Source organism: Pseudomonas sp. S2_H01 (assembly GCF_054668305.1).
This window is the reverse complement of sequence record NZ_CP162756.1, coordinates 126,297-145,763: the sequence shown is the minus strand read 5'-3', so window position 1 is coordinate 145,763 and position 19,467 is coordinate 126,297. Positions and strand designations below refer to the sequence as shown.

Below are 19,467 nucleotides of genomic sequence, written 5' to 3'. Positions count from 1 at the left end.
GACCGTGACTGATCTCTACGAAAACCCGATGGGCCTGATGGGCTTCGAATTCATCGAATTCGCCTCGCCGACCCCCAATACGCTGGAGCCGGTGTTCCAGATGATGGGCTTCACCAAGGTCGCCAACCACCGTTCCAAGAACGTGGCGCTGTACCGTCAGGGTGCGATCAACATCATCCTCAACAACGAGCCTCATAGCGAAGCGTCCTACTTCGCCGCCGAGCACGGTCCTTCTGTGTGCGGCATGGCGTTCCGGGTCAAGGATTCGCAGCAGGCCTACAAACGCGCGCTGGAACTCGGTGCTCAGCCGATCGAGATCGGGACAGGCCCGATGGAGTTGCGTTTGCCTGCGATCAAGGGCATTGGCGGCGCGCCGCTGTATTTGATCGACCGTTTTGGTGAAGGCACTTCGATCTATGACATCGACTTCGTGTTCATCGAAGGCGTCGACCGTCACCCTGAGGGCGCAGGCCTTAAATTCATCGACCATTTGACCCACAACGTCTATCGCGGGCGCATGGCGTATTGGGCCAACTTCTACGAGAAACTGTTCAACTTCCGCGAAATTCGCTACTTCGACATCAAGGGTGAATACACGGGGCTCACCTCCAAAGCGATGACCGCGCCGGACGGGATGATCCGCATCCCGCTCAACGAAGAGTCGTCCAAGGGCGCTGGCCAGATCGAAGAGTTTCTGATGCAGTTCAACGGCGAAGGCATTCAGCATGTCGCGTTCTTCACCGAAGACCTCATCGACACCTGGGACCGACTCAAGGCCCTGGGCATGCGGTTCATGACGGCCCCGCCTGAAACCTATTACGAAATGCTCGAAGGGCGACTGCCGAACCACGGCGAGCCGGAAAGCGAACTCAAGGCGCGCGGCATTTTGCTGGACGGCACATCAGACGGCGGCAACCAGCGCCTGCTGCTGCAGATTTTCTCGGAAACCCTGATGGGGCCGGTGTTCTTCGAATTCATCCAGCGCAAGGGCGATGACGGCTTCGGCGAGGGCAACTTCAAGGCGCTGTTTGAATCGATCGAACGCGACCAGTTGCGGCGTGGGGTGTTGACGGCGGATTGATCTGCGGCGTCTGGCGCTGTTCTGCCTGTAGGAGCGAATTCATTCGCGAAAAATGTTTCAGGCGAAAGAGATTTGTCGGTCGTACCGGCAATCGCGAATGAATCCGCTCCTACAGGGTTTATCGGTGTCCGAGCCGTATCAGGGATCAGACCTTCGGCATTTCACCGCCCATCCGCGCGCTGATCGCTTGGGCTGTGTTTAACAGCTTCTGCGCTGCCAGCGCCTGGCGTTCATCGGTGAGCACCGATGCCGAGCCCACCACGGTCACCACGCCCACCAGCGTGTGGCCCATGGCGAACACCGGTGACGACACGGCGTTGACGCCCGCCATCAGCATGCCATGAATCTGATGCACGCCGGTGCTGCGGATTTCCTCGAGGTGGCGATCGATGTCCTTCAGCTGTTTCGCGTTCAGGGACGCGGCTTCCGCTTTTCTTAGCGCTGCCGTCTCGGCGGGCGATAGGAAGGTGTCGAACACAAGCCCAGTCGATGAACTGAGCAGCGGCAGCACCGAGCCGATCTGCGTGACCAGCGTCACCGCGCCCAGCGATTGCTCGACATACACCACGGTGGGGCCTTTGTTGCCCCACACCGCGAGGAAGCAGGTTTCATTGAGGTCGTCGCGCAGCGCAATCAGTTCAGGTGCCGAGGTCTTGAGCACGTCCAGCTGACTCAGCGCCGCAAGGCCGACCTGCAGCGCCGAACGTCCCAACCGGTAATGGTTGGTGACCGGGTCCTGCTCGGCGAAGCCGCTGTCCACCAATGCCTGTAAGTAACGATGCACCTTGCTGGCAGGCATGCCCACGTATTCGGCGAGTTTCGACAACGAGGTGGCGGGGGCGAGTTCGGCCAGCGCTTTGAGAATGCCGACGCCGACTTCGGCGGACTGCACTTTCTGTTGGCGCGAGCCTGCGGGGATTGCGGATTCTTCGGTCATGAGCGGGGCGTGCGCCGGTCTGGAAAGGCTGCTTTATAGCTTGACCGACCTGCAAACTCAAATTACGTTATGCGTAATCTGTTTACGTAAAATAAAAACAAGAGGTCGAGATGTTCACAGCACCTGCATCCGAGGCTTTGAGGTATCAATCCGGCTTCGGCAATCAATTCAGCAGCGAGGCCGTACCGGGCGGTTTGCCGGTGGGACAGAACTCGCCGCAACGTCACCCCCTCGGTCTCTACGCCGAACAATTCTCAGGCACTGCCTTCACTGTCCCTCGCGCCGAAGCCCGGCGTACCTGGCTGTACCGTATCCAGCCCTCGGCGGCGCACCCTCAGTACCAACGTCTGACGCGGCAGATCACCGGCCAGCAGCAAGGACCGATCACCCCCAATCGCCTGCGCTGGAATGCGTTTGACGTGCCCACTGAGCCCACCGATTTCATTGACGGTCTGATCGCCCTGGCGAGCACGTCGGCGGCGGATCAGGCTGAAGGCGTCAGCGTGTATGTGTACGCCGCCAACCGCTCCATGCAGCGCGCATTCTTCAATGCCGATGGCGAATGGTTGATCGTTCCGCAGCAGGGGCGCCTGCGCATCGTCACTGAGCTCGGCCTGCTGGACATCGAGCCGCAGGAAATAGCGGTAATGCCCCGTGGCCTGAAATTCAGCGTTCAGCTGCTCGACGAAATGGCGCGCGGTTATATCTGCGAGAACCATGGCTGTGCCTTGCGCCTGCCAGACCTCGGGCCGATTGGCAGCAACGGGCTGGCCAATCCCCGCGACTTCCAGGCGCCGGTGGCGCACTTCGAGGACAGCGAACAACCCACCGAACTGGTGCAGAAATTCCTTGGCGAGCTGTGGAGCGCACCCCTCGACCACACGCCTTTCGACGTGGTGGCCTGGCACGGCAACAACGTGCCTTACAAATATGACCTGCGCCTGTTCAACACCCTGGGCACGGTCAGTTACGACCATCCTGATCCGTCGATCTTCACCGTGCTGACCTCGCCGGGCGCGGTTCACGGGCAAGCCAACGTCGATTTCGTGATCTTCCCGCCGCGCTGGATGGTGGCGGAAAACACCTTCCGTCCGCCGTGGTTCCACCGCAACCTGATGAACGAATTCATGGGCCTGATCGACGGCGCCTACGATGCCAAAGCCGAGGGTTTCATGCCCGGCGGCGTCTCCCTGCACAACTGCATGAGTGCCCACGGACCGGACAACGCCACGGCCGAGAAGGCCATGGCCGCGGACCTTAAACCGCACAAGATCGAACAGACCATGGCGTTCATGTTCGAGACTGGCAAGGTCCTGCGCCCCAGCCGTCATGCGCTGGAATGCCCACAATTGCAAAGCGACTACGATGCCTGCTGGAAGGGCATCGCCAGAACGTTCAAACCCTTCGATACGGACAGCCAACGATGAGCACTTCCCGACACCCCCGCAGTTGGGTGACCAGCGCCAACGATCACCCTGATTTCCCGCTGCAGAACCTGCCATTCGGCGTGTTCAGTGTTCCGGGCCTCGGCAAACGTGGCGGGGTGGCGATCGGCGACTTCATTTTCGATCTGCAGGTCGCGCTGGAGGCAGGGTTGTTCAGTGGCGCTGCGCAAGTGGCGGCAGAAGGCGCCAGTCGCAGTCAGTTCAATGAGTTTTTTGCGCTGGACGCTTCTGCTCGCCAGGCCTTGCGCTCCCGCTTGTTGCAGTTGCTGGATGAACACAGCCCGCAGCGCGAACAACTGCAGGCACTCGGCAACCTGTTGCAACCGATGAGTGACTGCCAGATGCACCTCCCGGCGCAGGTCGGCGACTACACCGACTTCTACGTTGGTATCCATCACGCGATGAATGTCGGCAGGCTGTTTCGCCCCGATAACCCGCTGCTGCCCAATTACAAATACGTTCCCATCGCCTACCACGGCCGAGCATCCACGCTCTGCGTGTCGGGGGAACCAGTCAAACGTCCCCAGGGTCAGACACTCGCACCGGGTGCAGAGGCGCCGGTATTCGGGCCGAGCAAGCGGCTTGATTACGAGCTGGAAGTGGGCGTCTGGATGGGGCAGGGCAACGAAGCGGGCGAGCCGATTCCAATCGCGCAAGCCAGCCAGCACATTGCCGGTTTCTGCCTGCTCAACGACTGGTCGGCGCGAGATCTGCAGGCCTGGGAATACCAGCCGTTGGGGCCTTTTTTGTCGAAGAGCTTCGCCACCAGTATTTCGCCGTGGGTGGTGACCGCTGAAGCCCTGGCGCCGTTCCGCAGGGCACAACCCGCGCGGCCGGACGGCGACCCGAAACCGCTGGACTATCTGTTCGATGAACATGACCAGCAACATGGCGCACTGGACATCGAGCTGGAGGTATTGCTGCTTACCGCGCACATGAAACAGCAAGGCCTTGCGCCACAACGCCTGGCGCTGAGCAACACGCTGAACATGTACTGGACCGTCGCGCAGATGGTCACCCATCACAGCGTCAACGGCTGCAAACTGCAGCCGGGCGACCTGTTCGGTACCGGCACATTGTCCGGTCCGCAAGCCGGGCAGTTCGGCAGTTTGCTGGAGATGACCGAGGGCGGGAAACAGGTGGTCGAATTGTCCAGCGGCGAGACGCGCACATTCCTGCAAGCCGGCGACGAAGTGATCCTCAAAGCGCGCTGCCGCAAGGATGGCGAGGTGAGCATCGGGTTTGGCGAATGCCGTGGGGTGGTGGTGGGGTAAGCCGCGATACGTGTAGGAGCCGTATTCGTCGGAATGCCGCCCAGCCCAAGCTCGCTCCCACAGGTTTTGCGTGATCTCACAGGGCTTTTCCAGCGACGCGGTCCTTGTAGGAGACGTCCGAGGTTACTAGGGTATGGGCCGCACTTCGGACGAACGCGGTGAGTCATTCAGCATTGACGTCGCTGACCCACCGCATTCGTCGGAATGCCGCCCAGACCAAGCTCGCCCCCACAGTTTCAGCGTGCTTGTCCAGACCTTGTTGTATCAAGTGAATCCCGAAACCAACGAACCTTCACGAGGCAGGAACCTGCCGTGTCTTTCGCCCTGCGGCTTGCCGTCGGCATAACTCAAGTGTCCATTGACCCAAACCCCATCGATCCCTTCGGCTGCGCGCTTCGGTTCTTTGAAATCGGCGACATCGCGAACCGTCTCGGCGTTGAACAGCACCAGATCGGCCCAATATCCCTCACGCACGAACCCACGCTCATGCAGGCCAAAGCGCGTGGCGGTCAGCCCCGTCATCTTGTGCACGGCGGTGTGCAGCGGGAACAGCCCCACGTCCCGACTGAAATGCCCTAACACCCTCGGGAAAGCCCCCCACAGGCGCGGGTGCGGGAACGGGTCTTCCGGCAGGCCGTCCGAACCGATCATCGACAACGGATGCTTCATGATGCGCTGCACGTCGTTCTCGTCCATGCCGTAATACACCGCGCCCGCCGGTTGAAGCTTGCGGGCGGCATCCTCCAGCGACAGGTTCCAGTGCGCGGCGATCTCGTTCAGGTCACGGCCGCCCTGATCCGGGTGAGGCGTCGACCAGGTGATGGTGATGCGGTGGGCGTCGGTGACTTGCTTCAAATCCAGCGTCGAGGAACTGGCGGCGTACGGGTAGCAGTCGCAGCCGACCGGGTGCGTTAGAGCGGCTTTTTCCAGCGAGGCCAACAGCTGCGGACTGCGACCCCAGTTGCCGGCGCCGGCGCATTTAAGGTGGGAAATCACCACCGGCGAGCGGGCATGGCGACCGATCGCGAATGCTTCGTCCATCGCTTCCAGCACCGGCTCGAACTCACTGCGCAGGTGCGTGGTGTACACCGCGCCGAAGTCGGTCAGTTCTTCGGCCAGTTGCTTGACCTCGTCGGTGTCGGCCGAATAAGCCGAGGCGTAGGCAAGTCCGGTGGAAAGCCCCAGCGCGCCGTCCTGCAGACTCTCGCGCAACTGGTCGCGCATGGCGCTGATCTCCTCGGGCGTGGCCGTGCGGAACAGGTTGTCCAGATGGTTGCTGCGCAAGGCCGTGTGGCCGACCAAGGCCGCGACGTTGACCGCTGGACGCGCCTTGTCCACGGCGTTGCGATAATCCATGAAGCGCGGGTACGCAAAGGCCTTGGCCGGACCCAGAAGGTTCATCGGGTCGGGTGGATCACCGGCCAGGGTGACCGGCGAGGCACTGATCCCGCAGTTGCCGACGATCACCGTGGTCACACCTTGAGTGATCTTCGGCAGCATGTCCGGCTGGCGAATGACCACGGTGTCATCGTGGGTGTGCACGTCGATGAAGCCCGGCGCCAGCACCCGGCCGGCAGCGTTGATGTCTTCCTTGGCCGAGACACCGTTCAGGTCGCCGATGCGCTGAATGCGGCCGTCGCGAAGGGCAACATCAGCGTGGTAGCCTGGCGTGTCGCTGCCGTCGATCACCAGCGCGTCGCGAATGATCAAATCGTAAAGCATGGTTCAGTCTCCAAGCGGCAGGCCGTCGTCGCCGCCGCGGTAATCATCGAGGGCCAGCTTGATGCGCCGCAGCCGCTCCTGATTGTCATCCGGGGCGATCAGCGCAAGCTCGGTGGCGAGCACGTCGATGGTCAGCAGCATGCCGTAACGCGCTGCCGTGGGTTTGTAGATGAAATTGGTTTCGGCGATCTGCAATGGCAACACCGCATCGGCGAGACCGGCCAGCGGAGAGTCGGGCAGGGTGATCGCCACGGTCTTCGCGCCATAGCTGCGCGCAAGCCTCACGGCATCGAGCAGTTCGGGCGTACGACCGCTCAATGAACACACAATCAGGCTGTGATCCGGGCCGAGGGTGGCGGCGATCAGGCGCATCATCACTGGATCGCGGCTGGCGGCGATCGGGTAGCCGAGGCGCACCAGACGGGTCTGTAATTCTTCGCTGCACAGACTCGAACAGCCGCCCATGCCGAAGCTGTGAATCATGCGTGCCGGGGTCAGCAGGGCAACGGCAGCCTTGAAGCGGGCGTCGTCGAACCCGGCCAGATGCTGGCGCAGCGTCGACTCGATATCGCCGACGATCTGGGTGAAAAACGCCGATTGCTCAGGCGCCTGTTCCGGATTGAGAAACCGAGTACCAACGCCGCTGGCTTGGGCCAATTGCAGGCGCAAATCGCGCAGATCCTTGCAGCCGATCGAGCGCGCAAACCGCGACAGCGTGGCGCTGCTGACCTCGGCGCGCGCGGCCAACTCGTCGAGGCTGGCGCTGGCGCAGAACGCAACGTCGCTGAGAATCAGTCGGGCGATGCGGCCTTCACCCGCGCTGAATGAATCCTGGCGAGCGCGGATCTGGTAAAGGATGTCCACTCAGATCACCTGGGCCAGGCCAAGGGTGAAGAGGAAGGCGATGACGGAAATCAGCGTTTCCAGCACCGTCCAGGTCTTGAAGGTTTGCGCCACGGTCATGTTGAAGTACTCCTTGATCAGCCAGAAGCCGCCGTCGTTGACGTGAGAAAAGATCACCGAGCCCGCACCGGTCGCCAGCACCAGCAGTTCCGGATGCGGATAGCCCAGGCCCATCGCGACCGGGGCAACGATGCCTGAGGCGGTGGTCATGGCCACGGTCGCCGAGCCGGTCGCCACGCGCATCAATGCCGCGAACAACCAGCCCATCAACAGCGGGGACAGATGAAAATCCTGCGCCAGGCTGACAATCTCGTTGGTCACGCCACTGTCGACGAGAATCCGGTTCAGGCCACCCCCCGCACCCACCAGCAAGGTGATGCTGGCCGTGGGCGCGAGGCATTCCTGGGTGAATTTCAGGATCGCGTCTCGGTTAAAGCCCTGCGCGATGCCCAGGGTCCAGAAGCTTAGCAAGGTCGCCAGCAACAGGGCGATCACGGAGTTGCCGACAAACAGCAGAAAGCTGTTGAACGCGCTGCCGGGTGTGGAAATCAAGTTGGCCCAGCCACCGAGCAGCATCAGCAAGACCGGCAGCAGAATGGTCGCCATGGTGATGGCAAAGCCCGGCAGTTGCTTGCGCGGCTCGCGGTCGAGAAACTGCTTGGCCAGCGGGTTTTCTTCCGGCAGCTGAATGTGCGGCACGATGAACTTTGCGTAGAGCGGACCGGCAATGATTGCGGTCGGGATACCGATAAGGATGGCGTAGAACAGCGTCTGACCGACTGAAGCCTGGTAGGCCTGAACCGCCAGCATCGCTGCAGGGTGCGGTGGAACCAGCGCATGCACCACCGAAAGGCCTGCGACCATCGGCAGGCCGACCATCAGGATCGAGACCCCCACACGCCGTGCGACCGTAAAGGCGATGGGCACGAGCAAGACGAAGCCGACTTCGAAGAACAGCGGCAGTCCCACCAGGAACGCGATGCAGACCATCGCCCAGTGCGCGTTGCGCTCCCCGAAGCGGTCGATCAGCGTGCGCGCCACCTGCTCGGCGCCGCCGGACTCGGCCATCATCTTGCCGAGCATGGTGCCCAGCGCCACGACCAACGCGATGTGACCCAGTGTCTTGCCAACGCCACCTTCATAGGAACTGACCACCGAGGTGGCGGGCATGCCGGCGACCAGGGCCAGGCCCACGGAAACAAGGGTGATGACGACGAAGGGGTTGAGGCGAAAACGCGCAATCAGGACGATCAGGGCGATGATCGCGATGGCTGCGTAGACCAGTAGAGAAAGGCCGGTAGACGGTGGCATGCAACGGTTCCTTGCAGAGAAAGAGGGAGGCCAGGCTGGGCGAAAGGACGTCAGTCCGGGCGCAGGCAAGCGGTGAAAACACTCTCGGCAGTGGGTGTTGCAGAAGGCGCACGCGATAAAGCGGGGGTCGAAAAACGACGATCACAGGCAGGCATTATTGTTATCTCTGATTTCGTGATGAAAATTAAATTACACGAATTCAGATACAAATATCAATTTATGAAAATTAATTTCTTAAACGATTAGCGCAGGCGTCATCCCGCGCTGAACCGCTCACGGTACGCCTGTGGCGTCACCGACACTGCGCGCAGGAAGCTTCTGCGCAATGTTTCCTCCGTGCCAAAGCCGCACCGGTCGGCGATCCGCTTGATCGGTAACGCGCTGTCGCCCAGCAAGCGCCGGGCGGCTTCAACGCGTAACTGTTCGATGGCGCGTGCGGGCGTGTTACCCGTATGGGCACGGTAATGCCGGACGAAACTGCGCTCGCTCATGCCCACTTGTGCCGCGAGGGTGGCAACGGAAAGGTCGCTCGCAAGGTTGTCGAGAATCCAGGCGTGAAGGTCGCCAAAGCGGCTGTCCTGTCCGCGTGTGGCCTGTTGCATCGACAGTGCAGTGCTGAACTGGGACTGGCCACCGGGCCGTTTGAGAAACACCACCAGGTCCCGCGCCACGGCGAGGGCGATGTGTCGGCCAAGGTCGGCTTCGACCATCGCCAGCGCCAGGTCAATACCTGCCGTGACGCCGGCCGAGGTCCACAGTGCTTCCTCATTGATGAAGATCGGTTCCGGATCGACCTGCAACGCCGGATACCGCCGGGCCAGTTCATCGCAACTGTCCCAGTGGGTCACCACTCGATGCCCGTCGAGCACACCGGCTTCGGCCAGCATGAACGCGCCCGTACAGACCGATGCCACCCGTCGCGCGCGGGCGGCCTGGGCACGCACCCAGTGCAGCAAGCCCTGATCGAGCAACGCCGTGTGTACGCCACGACCACCCGCGATGATCAGCGTGTCCGACGGTGTATCCGGCAACGGATGAGTGTGCAGACCAAGGCCTGCCGACGACACCACGCTGCCATTCTCGCTGGCGATGACCATGGGCACATAGGGCGCTGGCAGATGGTTCTCCAGCATCTGCACATTCGCCGACGCGAAGACTTGCAACGGGCCGCTGACGTCGAGCAATTGCACGTTGGGGAACGCCAGGATGTGGATGGGTCTGGGCTGATCGGGCATGGCGCACCTCATCAGAGGGTTGGCGGAAATTGTGGGTGTTATGGCGTATCCGCCAGAGCGTATCTGGCTACAGTGAATTCGTCCAATCGACCTCTCACTGGAGAACCCCATGACTCTGCATATCGGCTTGCTGGTATTTCCCAAGGTTCAACAGCTGGACCTCACCGGTCCCTACGACGTTTTCTGCACGATGCCGGGTGTCGAGGTGCATCTGGTCTGGAAAAACCGCGACCCGCTGCAGTCCAGCACCCACCTGACGTTGACGCCGACCTGCACATTCGACGATTGCCCTGACCTCGACGTGATCTGTGTGCCGGGCGGTGTAGGCGTGGACGCCCTGATGGAAGACGCCGAAACGCTGGCGTTCATTCAGCAGCAGGCCGCCAATGCCCAATACGTCACGTCGGTTTGCACCGGCGCGCTGGTCCTGGGCGCTGCGGGGTTGCTGGAGGGCAAGCGCGCGACGACTCACTGGGCCTCCCATGGCTTGCTGGAAAAGTTCGGGGCGATCCCGGTCAAGGAGCGGGTCGTTCGCGACGGCAATCTGATGACCGGCGGCGGCGTGACCGCAGGCATTGATTTCGCCTTGACGCTGATCAGCGAAATCTTCGATGCAGACACATCGCAGACTATTCAACTGCAGCTGGAATATGCACCCGCGCCACCGTTCAATGCCGGTCGTCCGGACACAGCGCCTGCCCACGTGCTGGCGATTGCCACGGAGCGGGCAACGCCTGGACTGGTCGCGCGTCAGCAGATCGTCGAACGGGTGACAGCAGGCCGTCGTTAAGCGGGCGAGCAGGAGGCGGGGACTTCGTACCAGCACAGGAACAGGTCCAGCGCCGATTCCACCACCGACACCTGCTCCTCGGGTGTCAGCAGTGGTTTATTGAGGGTGACTTGCGGCCAAAAGGCAAAGGCCTTGAGCAGGGCGTGAATCTGTGACGCGGCGAAACCGGGTTCGACGGCCTTGAGGCGGCCGTCCTGCTGGGCGCCGCGCACCCAGACCGTGAACGTTTCCTCACGCTCGTTCAAACGGTTGACCCACGCCTGAGCGCGTTCGGGGGAGTGGATGGTCGCACCGATGGCGACGCGCGCCAGGTCGATAAAATTGCTGTCGCCGAGGGTCTTCATCTTCGCGTCGAGCAAGTCGCGCAACTGATCACGCAAGGGCAGGGTGGGGCGGTAGATCGCCTCGGGCTGTGCGGTGGCGCTGGCCCACAGGCGCTGAAGCATCTCGGCGAAAAGCTCTTCCTTGCTCGGGAAGTGGTTGTACACCGTGCGCTTGGAGACTTCGGCCCGTGCCGCGATGCGGTCCATGCTCGTGACCTCGAAACCGTTGTCCCGGAATTCGGCAATCGCCGCCATCACAATGGCTTCACGTTTTCGGTCGGTCAGTCGCAGGGGAGCAGTCATGGCATCGCTTCTAAAGGGTTGGACGCAGGTCGGGCGAACTCCCGACAATAAAATTACACCGGGCAGTTTACTTCTCTTTGACGATCGTGCAAGCTTGAAACTACACTGTGTAGTGTAAAACACGGTTACAAATTGCCGCTTACTTCTTTCCGTCGTATGCAACATTCTGCAATGCGTCCGCCGTCGCAGAAACCTCCACCCGTTTCATGGAGTCAGCACCTCATGGCCTCGATCGAAAAAAACCTCGATAACGCCTCCTCGTTGCCCGTTCTATCCCGGCAAGAGGGCCGCTATCTCAATCACAAGCCGATGAAGCGCTCCGGGTTTCTCAAGACATTGCGCATCTTCTGGAACGCGATGGTCAACAAACCTCGCCACACCCGTCCTGTGGGCGAGATCCCGGTGCAGCCGCTCTCGCGTCAGCAACTGCTCGCGGCCCCGAACAACACGGTCTATCGGCTGGGCCACTCGACGGTGTTGCTCAAGCTGCGCAATCAGTACTTCCTGACGGACCCGGTCTTCGCCGAACGGGCGTCGCCGATCCAATGGGCTGGCCCGCAACGCTTCCACCAGCCGCCCATCAGCCTGGAAGACCTGCCGCCGCTCAAGGCGGTGATCCTTTCCCACAACCACTACGACCACCTTGACCACATGACGATTCAAGTGCTGAAGGACAAGGCCGAGCACTTCATCGCGCCGCTGGGTGTGGGCGATACGCTGATCAAGTGGGGCGTGGACGCAAAGAAGGTTCAGCAGTTGAACTGGTGGGAGTCGACCGAGATTCATGGCATTCGTTTTGTCGCAACGCCCGCGCAGCACTTTTCAGGACGCAGTTTCAGTGACAGCAACCAAACGCTGTGGTGTTCGTGGGTAATGATCGACGGTGACCAGCGGATTTTCTTCAGCGGCGACACCGGTTATCACAGCGGCTTCAAACTCATCGGCGAGCAATACGGCCCGTTCGACCTGACGTTGATGGAAACCGGGGCCTATAACGTGGACTGGCCGGATGTGCACATGCAACCGGAGGAGACGCTGCAGGCGCATATCGACGTACGCGGCAAGTGGCTGCTGCCGATTCACAACGGGACGTTCGACTTGGCCATGCACGCTTGGCACGAGCCATTCGACCGCATTCTGGCATTGGCGTGGGATCGAAGTATCTCGATCACCACACCGGAAATGGGCCAGCCGTTCTATGTACAGTACCCAAGCCGCGGCGAGGCCTGGTGGATGAAGGTCGAAAAGGCTGTTGAATCCGAGGCGCCGCGCCGCCGTGGTCGTCGCTGCGATCGGCAGCAGGCGACCAGTCGAGGTTAAAGGGCGGGATCAGGGTTTGTTGTGATTCTGATCCCGATCCTGTTCATCACCTTCTGGTTGGCCAGGGTGCCTGGGCTGTTCGCCTTGCTGATTGGCCTGCTTGTGCTGCTCGCCCACTTTCCCCGCATTGTCAGGTTGGTGGTCCAGGTCTTCACGGCTGGATTCTTTAGGCATCACATGTTCTCCGTTAGTTAACAGCTGAGTTCAATGCGCGCGGCGCCTGCGGCGTTCACTGGCTGAGCTGGTGGATCAACATCAAGGCTTCGTCCTTGAACAAAGGTTGTTTCATCCGTTCAGCCAGCAACGCGACTTCACGTTCGCGCTCGCATCCCACGACGCTTCTGACTACCCCTTGTTTGCAGAGCAGCGCGAGGAACGTGAATGTTTCGGGCTCGCCGAGATAGACGATGTCGTCCCAGTCTTCGGCATGCCCCAGACAGTCCAGACGTTTACCGAAGTGGAACGTCCAGAAGTAGGGCACATCGCTGTAATGCTTGTCGTCGCCGAGCATGTTGCTCGCCGCGATGCGCGCGTGTTGTTGCGCCAGACGCCAGTGCTCGATGCGTTGCGGGGTGTCGTTGATCGGGAAGGTCGCGATATCGCCCGCCGCCCACAGACCCTTGCCTGCCTGCATTCCGGCATCCACCCACAGCGATCCGTCCTCTTCGAGCTCAATGCCGTCGATGAACTGCGTCGCCGGCGCCACGCCGATGCCAACCAATGCGGCATCGACCGGCATCCGTTCACCGTTGCTCAACACCGCCACCTTCAGACGTTTTTCCTCAGTGTCCCCGTCGCCTTCGAAGCAAGTGACCTCGACATGGGTGCGGAACAACACCCCGTTCTGTTCATGCAGCGCGCGGATCGCCTTACCGATCCGCTCGCCAAGCTGTTTCGCGAACGGCACTTCGTGGCGGGCGATTACCGTCACTTTGACGCCGTGCTTACGCAGCGCGGACGCCGCCTCCAGGCCGATAAAGCTGTCGCCGACAATCAATACGTGACGCCCCGGTTGTGCCGCCGCCAGAATCTTTTTCGCATCATCTCGGCAGCGCAACGTCAGCACTTGCGGCAGATCAGCGCCGATCAAAGGCAGCGCACGGGGCTCGCCACCGGTGGCGATCAACGCGGCGTCATAAGCAAAACGTCGTCCGTCCGCCAACGTCACGCGTTTGTTGATGACGTCCAGCTTCATCACCTCGCCCTGAATGCGTTCGATGTGATTCTCGTCATAGAAGGCGTCTTCGCGCAGCGGCGGCGTTTCATCGGGACGCATCTCTGCCGCCAACACGAATTTGCTCAATGCCGTGCGGTCGTAACCCGGTGAATCTTCGCGGTCGATCAGCCGCAGCTGGCCGTTGAAGCCCTTTTCCCGCAATGCGCAGGCCGCAGCTGTGCCTGCAGCGCCTGCACCGATGATGACGAAGCAGCGGTCGTCGTCGGCGCGTATCTGCGGCGCGGTCTGAACGGGCTGATCGTCGACGTGGATCTGATCGTCGATCACCTGCGTCGCATAACGCCTCAGCGCGTTCAGCGCAGGCGGCTCACACAGGCGCCCGTCATGGACGGCGAACTCGGCCTTGTGCCAAGGGCAAATCAGATGGCCGTTGCACACGGCGCCATCGGCGAGCGGTGCACCCGCATGAGGGCACTCGCCTTGATACGCGCGCACCGCTTCACCGTCACGGACCAAAACGATTTTTGTCTCGCCAACTTCAACCTGAAAACCGCGATCTTGACGAAGATCGGCCAGGCTAGCGACCCGATGCATAGGCATGTGACTTTCCTCCCAGGCTTTCTTTTGGGAGTGGGCCGCGCATGAAGAGGTTCAGCGAATCTGCCGGGCGCATCAAATGAGTGGGTCAGCGCACCAGCCCCAGGCGCTCATGCCAGTCTGCAATGGACTCATCGGGGTACTGCTGGAACTGCTGATCCTTGGGCCCGGCCTGGACTTCGACCCACGGCGCTTTTGAATTCAGCAACAAATGCGTGTGTTCCGGCGGCGTCGGCAACGGTGTGTCAATGGCCGAGGCGAACGGATGGATCAGCTCCGGCCATTGCGGACTGAACAGCCACAACCCGCTGCCGCACTGCTTGCAGAAGTGTCGTTCTGCGCTGCTGGTGTGGACGTGATGGTGTTCGTCGCGCATCTTCGCGTGGTAGATGGCAATGCTGTTTTTGCCTTTGACCTTGAGGCTTTTTGCATCGCCGCCCAGGTTGATGGAATAGCCGCCACCGCCTTGGGTCTTGCGGCAGATCGAGCAGTAGCAACGTTGATAAGGGTAGGGGTGGGCGCTCGTCAGACTGAACTCGACCGCGCCGCAATGGCAGGAACCTTCCAGGTGCATGGCTTTTTCTCCGTGCTGGTGATCAGGGACACTTAGGTCTAGACCGCTCTGGGTCGTGGGGTTCGCAGTTTTTCTCGAACAGCCGTTCGTTTTCTTCATGTGGCGGGCCCTCAAGAAGCGACAGCGACCGTCGATAAGCGATAGTCGTACGATGAGATACGACCACTGCCACTTATAACAACGAGCCAACGGTCATGAATCTACGCAATTTGACCATCGCCCGCCGTGCGGGCCTTGGATTCACCCTGATCTCCCTGCTGGTGGCGCTGCTGGGCTGGTTTGCCCTGACCCAGATGTCCAACATTCGTCAAAGCGAAGTGGCGGTCGAGAGCAACTGGATGCCGAGCATGCGACTGGTCAACGACATCCGCGAAGCCATGCTGCGCATCCGTACCATCTCGCTGCGCATGGCGCTGGACACCGACCCCAAGAACGTCAGCGTCTACAAAGGGCAAATGGATGCCCGCGCCAAGGTGCTCGCCGACAAGCTGAGCAGCCTCGACGCCTTCATCGATACACCTGAAGAAAAGGTCCTCTACGACAAGTTTCGCGGCACGTTGGCTGACTATCAGCGCGGGCTGGCCCGCTCGTTCGTGCTGGCGGAAAGCGGCGATCTGAAAGCGTTGAACACACTGCTGCTGGTGGACATGAAAACCGCCGTCGACAACTCAGGTACGCAACTGGGCGATCTGGGCGACTTCTATTCGCATCAGGTCGAGCTCGAGGGGGTGGCTGCGCAATCGCAGTACGGGCAGTCGCGCACGGTGGTCCTGGTGTTCGTGCTGATCGCGGCGCTGGCGACGGTCATACTCGCACTGTGGCTGACCCGCAGCATCATTCTGCCGCTGGAACAGGCGGTCACTGCGGCTGAGTTCGTGGCCAAGGGCGATCTGACCCACGACATCCGCGTCGAAGGCAAAGACGAAGTGACGCGTTTGCTCAACGCCTTGCAGCAGATGCAAAACAATCTGCGCAGCACCTTGAGCCTGATCGGCAGCTCCGCCAGTCAGTTGGCGTCCGCCGCGACTGAGCTGAACTCGGTGACCGAAGACAGTCACCGTGGTCTGCATCAGCAGAACGCCGAAATTGAGCAGGCGGCGACGGCCGTCAACGAGATGACCTCGGCGGTCGAGGAAGTGGCGCGCAATGCCGTGTCCACCTCTCAGGCGTCGAGCGAGTCCAACACCGCCGCCCAGGATGGCCAGGCACGGGTCATTGAAACCGTGACCTCAATCCAGAACCTCTCCAGCAATGTGCAACACACCTCGGTGCTGGTGCAGAGCCTGGCCGATCAGTCTCAGGACATCGGTAAGGTGCTGGATGTGATTCGCTCCATTGCCGAGCAAACCAACTTGCTGGCGTTGAACGCGGCCATCGAAGCGGCCCGCGCAGGTGAGTCGGGCCGAGGCTTTGCGGTGGTCGCGGATGAGGTGCGGGCACTGGCGCATCGCACCCAACAGTCGACGCTGGAAATCGACAAGATGGTCTCGACGATGCGCAGCGGTTCCAGCGAAGCGCTGGAGTCGATGCTGATCAGTCGCTCGCGGGCGTCCGAGACGCTGGAGCTGGCGCAGGGCGCGGGCGAGTCGCTGACCCGCATCACGTCGTCGATCAACCAGATTTCCGAACGCAACCTGGTGATCGCCAGCGCGGCCGAGGAGCAGGCGCAGGTGGCGCGGGAAGTGGACCGCAACATCGTCAACATTCGTGATCTGTCGCTGCAATCTTCCTCGGGTGCCAACCAGATCAGCGCGTCGAGCAATGAGTTGTCGCGTCTGGCGGGTGAGCTGAATCAGGTCGTGACGCGTTTCCGGGTTTAATCCCGCTCACGGCGCTTTTTCCGGTGACTTAAGAAAAACCTGTGGGAGCGAATTCATTCGCGATTGGCCAGTACAGCCGACACGCAACTGTCGCTTGCCATGCCGCTTCGCGAATGAATTCGCTCCCACAGGTTTCAGGTGTTGCATGCGTCCTGCATAAACGTTTCATCTCATTCACTTGCCTGCACCGCGGTTGGCTTGCATGATTCGCCCCGACTAATAATTCCTGGCGGGCTGAACCTGCCGAGCAGATAGGTGAATGGCAATGGATAATGTGAATCGCGGTTTCAGCAGCTGGCTGCGCTCCCCCGGACACAAGGCGTGGCTGGCGCAAGAAGGCAATCGGCTGCTGGCGTTCGCCAAGGCGTCGAAGTTGCCTCAGGGCTTTGGCAATCTGGACGAGCAGGGGCGCCTCCCCGCCGACGCCATTGCCGAAACCATGAACACCGCGCGCATGACCCACAGTTTCGCCATGGCCCACATCAACGGCATTCCCGGTTGCGCCGAGCTGGTCGATCACGGCGTTGCTGCGCTGGCCGGCCCATTGCGCGACGCCGAGCATGGCGGCTGGTTCGCCAAACCGCTCGAGCACAGTGCCGATACCGGCAAAGCCGCCTACCTCCACGCCTTCGTCGCGCTCGCGGCCAGTTCTGCCGTTGTCGCACAACGACCTGGAGCCAAGGCGCTGCTGGAGCAGGCCATTCAAGTGATCAGTCAGCGTTTCTGGAGCGAGGAAGAAGGCGCCATGCGCGAGTCGTTCGCCCGCGACTGGAGCCAGGAAGAAGCCTATCGCGGCGCGAACAGCAACATGCACAGCACCGAAGCTTTTCTGGCGCTGGCGGACGTCACGGGGGATGCCCGCTGGCTGGACCGCGCGCTGCGCATCGTCGAGCGGGTGATTCATGAGCACGCCGCCGCCAACAACCATCAAGTCATCGAACACTTCACGCTGCAATGGCAGCCTGTTCCCGAGTACAACGCCGACAAGCCGGATGACGGCTTTCGCCCTTACGGCACCACGCCGGGCCATGCCTTCGAGTGGGCGCGGCTGGTGCTGCACCTTGAGGCCGCGCGGCAGAAAGCCAAACTGGAGACGCCGTCCTGGCTCGTGGAAGACGCGCGGTTGCTGTTTGAAAATGCCTGCCGGTTCGGGTGGGATGTCGACGGCGCGCCGGGCATTGTCTATACGCTCGACTGGGAGAATCGCCCGGTGGTTCGCCATCGTTTGCACTGGACCCACGCCGAAGCCGCCGCGGCCTCGGCGGCGCTGCTGCAACGCACGGGGGAGCAGCAATACGAAACCTGGTACCGCACGTTCTGGGAATTCAACGAAACCCTGTTCATCGACCGTGAGCAGGGCAGCTGGCGACATGAGCTGAACCCGCAGAATCAACCCAGCGCCGATATCTGGCCTGGTAAACCAGACCTCTATCACGCCTATCAGGCGACCCTGCTGCCGGTTCTGCCGCTGGCGCAAAGTCTGGCGACTGCGCTGGAGCATCTGCAGTGAGACGGCAATGCTTTTGATCCTGCCGCTGACCCGTCAGGCCAGGCGCTGGGTTACCCGAATCACCTGCCGCGCGATGTAGGCCCCGGTCACAATGACCCCGAACAGACGCAGGGTCTGCATCGCCAGCACGAAGCCAACGTCGGAGTGGGTGTCGATGGCGATGATCGCCATGGCGTCCAGGCCACCAGGGCTGGTCGCCAGGTACACCGAGAGGAAGTCCTTGCCCATCATTTCGGCGATCACCCAGGCGGAGATCGCGCAGAGCAGGATCAACAGCAGTGCGCCGAAAATCATCGCCGGCAGCCGCCGCCAGACATAACGGATGGTGGCCCGATCAAAGCGCAGCCCAATGTAACTGCCGATGGCGCCATAGGCGATTGCCAGCAGCCAGGTCGGCATGACGATCTGCAGGACGCCACTTAATTGCAGCGCGCCCCCCAGTAACAGCGGCACCAGCAAGGCGCCGGCCGGAACCTTCGATCCGAGGGTCACGCCCACCACGATCACCAGCAGGCTCAGGCCAAGATTCAGCAGGTTGGCGCCTTGCAGCAGGGCATCGCTGCTGTGTGCATCGGTGCCGCCCACGTCAGCGCCGATCAGGCGGCTGACCAACGCGCCGACCATCACCACGCACACCACCCGCACGTACTGCATTGTTGCAACCACACGCGAGTCGGCGCCGTAATCCTCGGACATCGCCACCATCGCCGACGCGGCGCCTGGCGAAGTGCCCCACGCGGCCGTGCTGCCTTGAATACCGCCCCAGCGCGCCAGGCCGATACCGACCACGGCGCTCAAGGCCACGGTCAGCAGGGTGGCGAACACCATCACGTGCCAGGAGTGCAAGGCAGTGAGCAACACGCCCATGGTCATTGAGTGCGCGACCAGCACGCCGACGCTGCCCTGGCCCAGGCGAAACACATGCTTGTGCAGCCGGATGTTCGCGCCGCAAACCCCGAAGCCGATGGCGACCAGCATCGGGCCAAGAAACAACGCCGCGGGAACGTGAAAGTATTTGAAGGCCTGACCGGCGCTGCCCGCCAGAACGATGAGCAGCGACCACTGCACAAGCGAAGGCAGGGAATCGAGGGAAAAGGGTGCAGGGCGTGACAACGAGGATCTCCAGAGCATTGGCAGGTTCCTGG

Annotated in this window: 17 protein-coding genes and 1 pseudogene; 8 read left to right on the top strand and 10 right to left on the bottom strand. The window is 61.5% G+C overall.

Translation table 11 applies throughout. The features are described from left to right. Positions 1–4 precede the first annotated feature (4 nt). Complete coding sequence (gene hppD, locus AB4N84_RS00685) at positions 5–1,081, top strand: 4-hydroxyphenylpyruvate dioxygenase (protein ID WP_074754284.1); 1,077 nt, start codon at positions 5–7, stop codon at positions 1,079–1,081. 145 nt (positions 1,082–1,226) lie between these two features. On the opposite strand, the gene AB4N84_RS00680 is transcribed toward hppD, so the two are convergent. Next, positions 1,227–2,018 (bottom strand): IclR family transcriptional regulator, encoded by a 792-nt coding sequence (locus AB4N84_RS00680; RefSeq protein ID WP_460044819.1) that lies wholly within the window; start codon positions 2,016–2,018, stop codon positions 1,227–1,229. A gap of 110 nt (positions 2,019–2,128) precedes the next feature. Between AB4N84_RS00680 and hmgA the strand changes: the two genes are divergently transcribed. Together hmgA and fahA are read left to right on the top strand one after the other, a co-directional pair. Further along, a complete protein-coding gene (gene hmgA, locus AB4N84_RS00675) occupies positions 2,129–3,445 on the top strand; it encodes a homogentisate 1,2-dioxygenase (RefSeq protein WP_460044817.1) in 1,317 nt (438 codons plus the stop codon). Continuing rightward, complete coding sequence (fahA, locus tag AB4N84_RS00670) at positions 3,442–4,737, top strand: fumarylacetoacetase (protein WP_460044816.1); 1,296 nt, start codon at positions 3,442–3,444, stop codon at positions 4,735–4,737. Before hmgA ends, fahA begins: the two co-directional genes overlap by 4 nt. Before the next feature lie 264 nt (positions 4,738–5,001). On the opposite strand, the gene AB4N84_RS00665 is transcribed toward fahA, so the two are convergent. The 4 genes from AB4N84_RS00665 to AB4N84_RS00650 all read right to left on the bottom strand — a co-directional run bounded on the left by AB4N84_RS00665 (position 5,002) and on the right by AB4N84_RS00650 (position 9,908). Beyond that, a complete protein-coding gene (locus tag AB4N84_RS00665; protein ID WP_460044814.1) occupies positions 5,002–6,459 on the bottom strand; it encodes an N-acyl-D-amino-acid deacylase family protein in 1,458 nt (485 codons plus the stop codon). Between the two features lie 3 nt (positions 6,460–6,462). Beyond that, positions 6,463–7,323 carry a MurR/RpiR family transcriptional regulator gene (locus AB4N84_RS00660; protein ID WP_460044812.1) on the bottom strand — a complete coding sequence of 287 codons (861 nt, stop codon included), beginning with the start codon at positions 7,321–7,323 and terminating at the stop codon, positions 6,463–6,465. Continuing rightward, the gene (locus AB4N84_RS00655) at positions 7,324–8,673 is read right to left on the bottom strand and encodes a GntT/GntP/DsdX family permease (protein WP_074754272.1); all 1,350 of its coding nucleotides are present in this window, start codon (positions 8,671–8,673) and stop codon (positions 7,324–7,326) included. It lies immediately after the preceding gene. 254 nt (positions 8,674–8,927) lie between these two features. Then, entirely contained in the window at positions 8,928–9,908 is a 981-nt protein-coding gene (locus tag AB4N84_RS00650) for a GlxA family transcriptional regulator (protein WP_460044810.1), read from the bottom strand. A gap of 109 nt (positions 9,909–10,017) precedes the next feature. On the opposite strand from AB4N84_RS00650, the gene AB4N84_RS00645 reads away from it, so the two are divergent. Then, positions 10,018–10,698 carry a DJ-1/PfpI family protein gene (locus tag AB4N84_RS00645; RefSeq protein ID WP_074754268.1) on the top strand — a complete coding sequence of 227 codons (681 nt, stop codon included), beginning with the start codon at positions 10,018–10,020 and terminating at the stop codon, positions 10,696–10,698. On the opposite strand, the gene AB4N84_RS00640 is transcribed toward AB4N84_RS00645, so the two are convergent. Further along, the gene (locus tag AB4N84_RS00640; RefSeq protein WP_074754266.1) at positions 10,695–11,324 is read right to left on the bottom strand and encodes a TetR/AcrR family transcriptional regulator; all 630 of its coding nucleotides are present in this window, start codon (positions 11,322–11,324) and stop codon (positions 10,695–10,697) included. The two genes, AB4N84_RS00645 and AB4N84_RS00640, sit on opposite strands and share 4 nt — an antisense overlap. A gap of 222 nt (positions 11,325–11,546) precedes the next feature. Between AB4N84_RS00640 and AB4N84_RS00635 the strand changes: the two genes are divergently transcribed. After that, a complete protein-coding gene (locus AB4N84_RS00635) occupies positions 11,547–12,644 on the top strand; it encodes an MBL fold metallo-hydrolase (protein WP_460044809.1) in 1,098 nt (365 codons plus the stop codon). A 9-nt stretch (positions 12,645–12,653) separates the two neighbouring features. Here AB4N84_RS00635 and AB4N84_RS00630 read toward each other — a convergent pair whose 3' ends face one another. The 3 genes from AB4N84_RS00630 to AB4N84_RS00620 all read right to left on the bottom strand — a co-directional run bounded on the left by AB4N84_RS00630 (position 12,654) and on the right by AB4N84_RS00620 (position 14,992). Continuing rightward, positions 12,654–12,818, bottom strand: a complete 165-nt coding sequence (locus tag AB4N84_RS00630) for a hypothetical protein (RefSeq protein WP_167362082.1) — start codon at positions 12,816–12,818, stop codon at positions 12,654–12,656. Positions 12,819–12,873: 55 nt separating this feature from the next. Then, positions 12,874–14,421 (bottom strand): FAD-dependent oxidoreductase, encoded by a 1,548-nt coding sequence (locus AB4N84_RS00625; protein WP_460044807.1) that lies wholly within the window; start codon positions 14,419–14,421, stop codon positions 12,874–12,876. Positions 14,422–14,506: 85 nt separating this feature from the next. Beyond that, complete coding sequence (locus AB4N84_RS00620; RefSeq protein ID WP_074754260.1) at positions 14,507–14,992, bottom strand: GFA family protein; 486 nt, start codon at positions 14,990–14,992, stop codon at positions 14,507–14,509. Between the two features lie 194 nt (positions 14,993–15,186). Between AB4N84_RS00620 and AB4N84_RS00615 the strand changes: the two are divergent. From AB4N84_RS00615 to AB4N84_RS00605, 3 genes and pseudogenes are all read left to right on the top strand, one after another. Beyond that, positions 15,187–15,906: pseudogene (locus AB4N84_RS00615) on the top strand (MCP four helix bundle domain-containing protein); the annotation flags it as partial. Between the two features lie 42 nt (positions 15,907–15,948). Next, positions 15,949–16,812, top strand: a complete 864-nt coding sequence (locus AB4N84_RS00610; protein WP_425262237.1) for a methyl-accepting chemotaxis protein — start codon at positions 15,949–15,951, stop codon at positions 16,810–16,812. Between the two features lie 265 nt (positions 16,813–17,077). Next, the gene (locus AB4N84_RS00605) at positions 17,078–18,322 is read left to right on the top strand and encodes a D-mannose isomerase (protein WP_460044806.1); all 1,245 of its coding nucleotides are present in this window, start codon (positions 17,078–17,080) and stop codon (positions 18,320–18,322) included. Positions 18,323–18,355: 33 nt separating this feature from the next. On the opposite strand, the gene AB4N84_RS00600 is transcribed toward AB4N84_RS00605, so the two are convergent. After that, positions 18,356–19,435, bottom strand: coding sequence for an AbrB family transcriptional regulator (locus AB4N84_RS00600; RefSeq protein WP_460047190.1), 1,080 nt, complete (start codon positions 19,433–19,435; stop codon positions 18,356–18,358). Between the last annotated feature and the right edge of the window lie 32 nt (positions 19,436–19,467).

Coding starts and splice junctions, on each gene's coding strand:
- AB4N84_RS00680 (WP_460044819.1), bottom strand. CDS start 2,018: ATGACCGAAGAATCCGCAATCCCCGCAGGCTCGCGCCAACAGAAAGTG.
- hmgA (WP_460044817.1), top strand. CDS start 2,129: ATGTTCACAGCACCTGCATCCGAGGCTTTGAGGTATCAATCCGGCTTC.
- AB4N84_RS00665 (WP_460044814.1), bottom strand. CDS start 6,459: ATGCTTTACGATTTGATCATTCGCGACGCGCTGGTGATCGACGGCAGC.
- AB4N84_RS00630 (WP_167362082.1), bottom strand. CDS start 12,818: ATGCCTAAAGAATCCAGCCGTGAAGACCTGGACCACCAACCTGACAAT.
- AB4N84_RS00635 (WP_460044809.1), top strand. CDS start 11,547: ATGGCCTCGATCGAAAAAAACCTCGATAACGCCTCCTCGTTGCCCGTT.
- AB4N84_RS00640 (WP_074754266.1), bottom strand. CDS start 11,324: ATGACTGCTCCCCTGCGACTGACCGACCGAAAACGTGAAGCCATTGTG.
- AB4N84_RS00610 (WP_425262237.1), top strand. CDS start 15,949: ATGCAAAACAATCTGCGCAGCACCTTGAGCCTGATCGGCAGCTCCGCC.
- fahA (WP_460044816.1), top strand. CDS start 3,442: ATGAGCACTTCCCGACACCCCCGCAGTTGGGTGACCAGCGCCAACGAT.
- AB4N84_RS00655 (WP_074754272.1), bottom strand. CDS start 8,673: ATGCCACCGTCTACCGGCCTTTCTCTACTGGTCTACGCAGCCATCGCG.
- AB4N84_RS00605 (WP_460044806.1), top strand. CDS start 17,078: ATGGATAATGTGAATCGCGGTTTCAGCAGCTGGCTGCGCTCCCCCGGA.
- AB4N84_RS00645 (WP_074754268.1), top strand. CDS start 10,018: ATGACTCTGCATATCGGCTTGCTGGTATTTCCCAAGGTTCAACAGCTG.
- AB4N84_RS00650 (WP_460044810.1), bottom strand. CDS start 9,908: ATGCCCGATCAGCCCAGACCCATCCACATCCTGGCGTTCCCCAACGTG.
- AB4N84_RS00625 (WP_460044807.1), bottom strand. CDS start 14,421: ATGCCTATGCATCGGGTCGCTAGCCTGGCCGATCTTCGTCAAGATCGC.
- AB4N84_RS00620 (WP_074754260.1), bottom strand. CDS start 14,992: ATGCACCTGGAAGGTTCCTGCCATTGCGGCGCGGTCGAGTTCAGTCTG.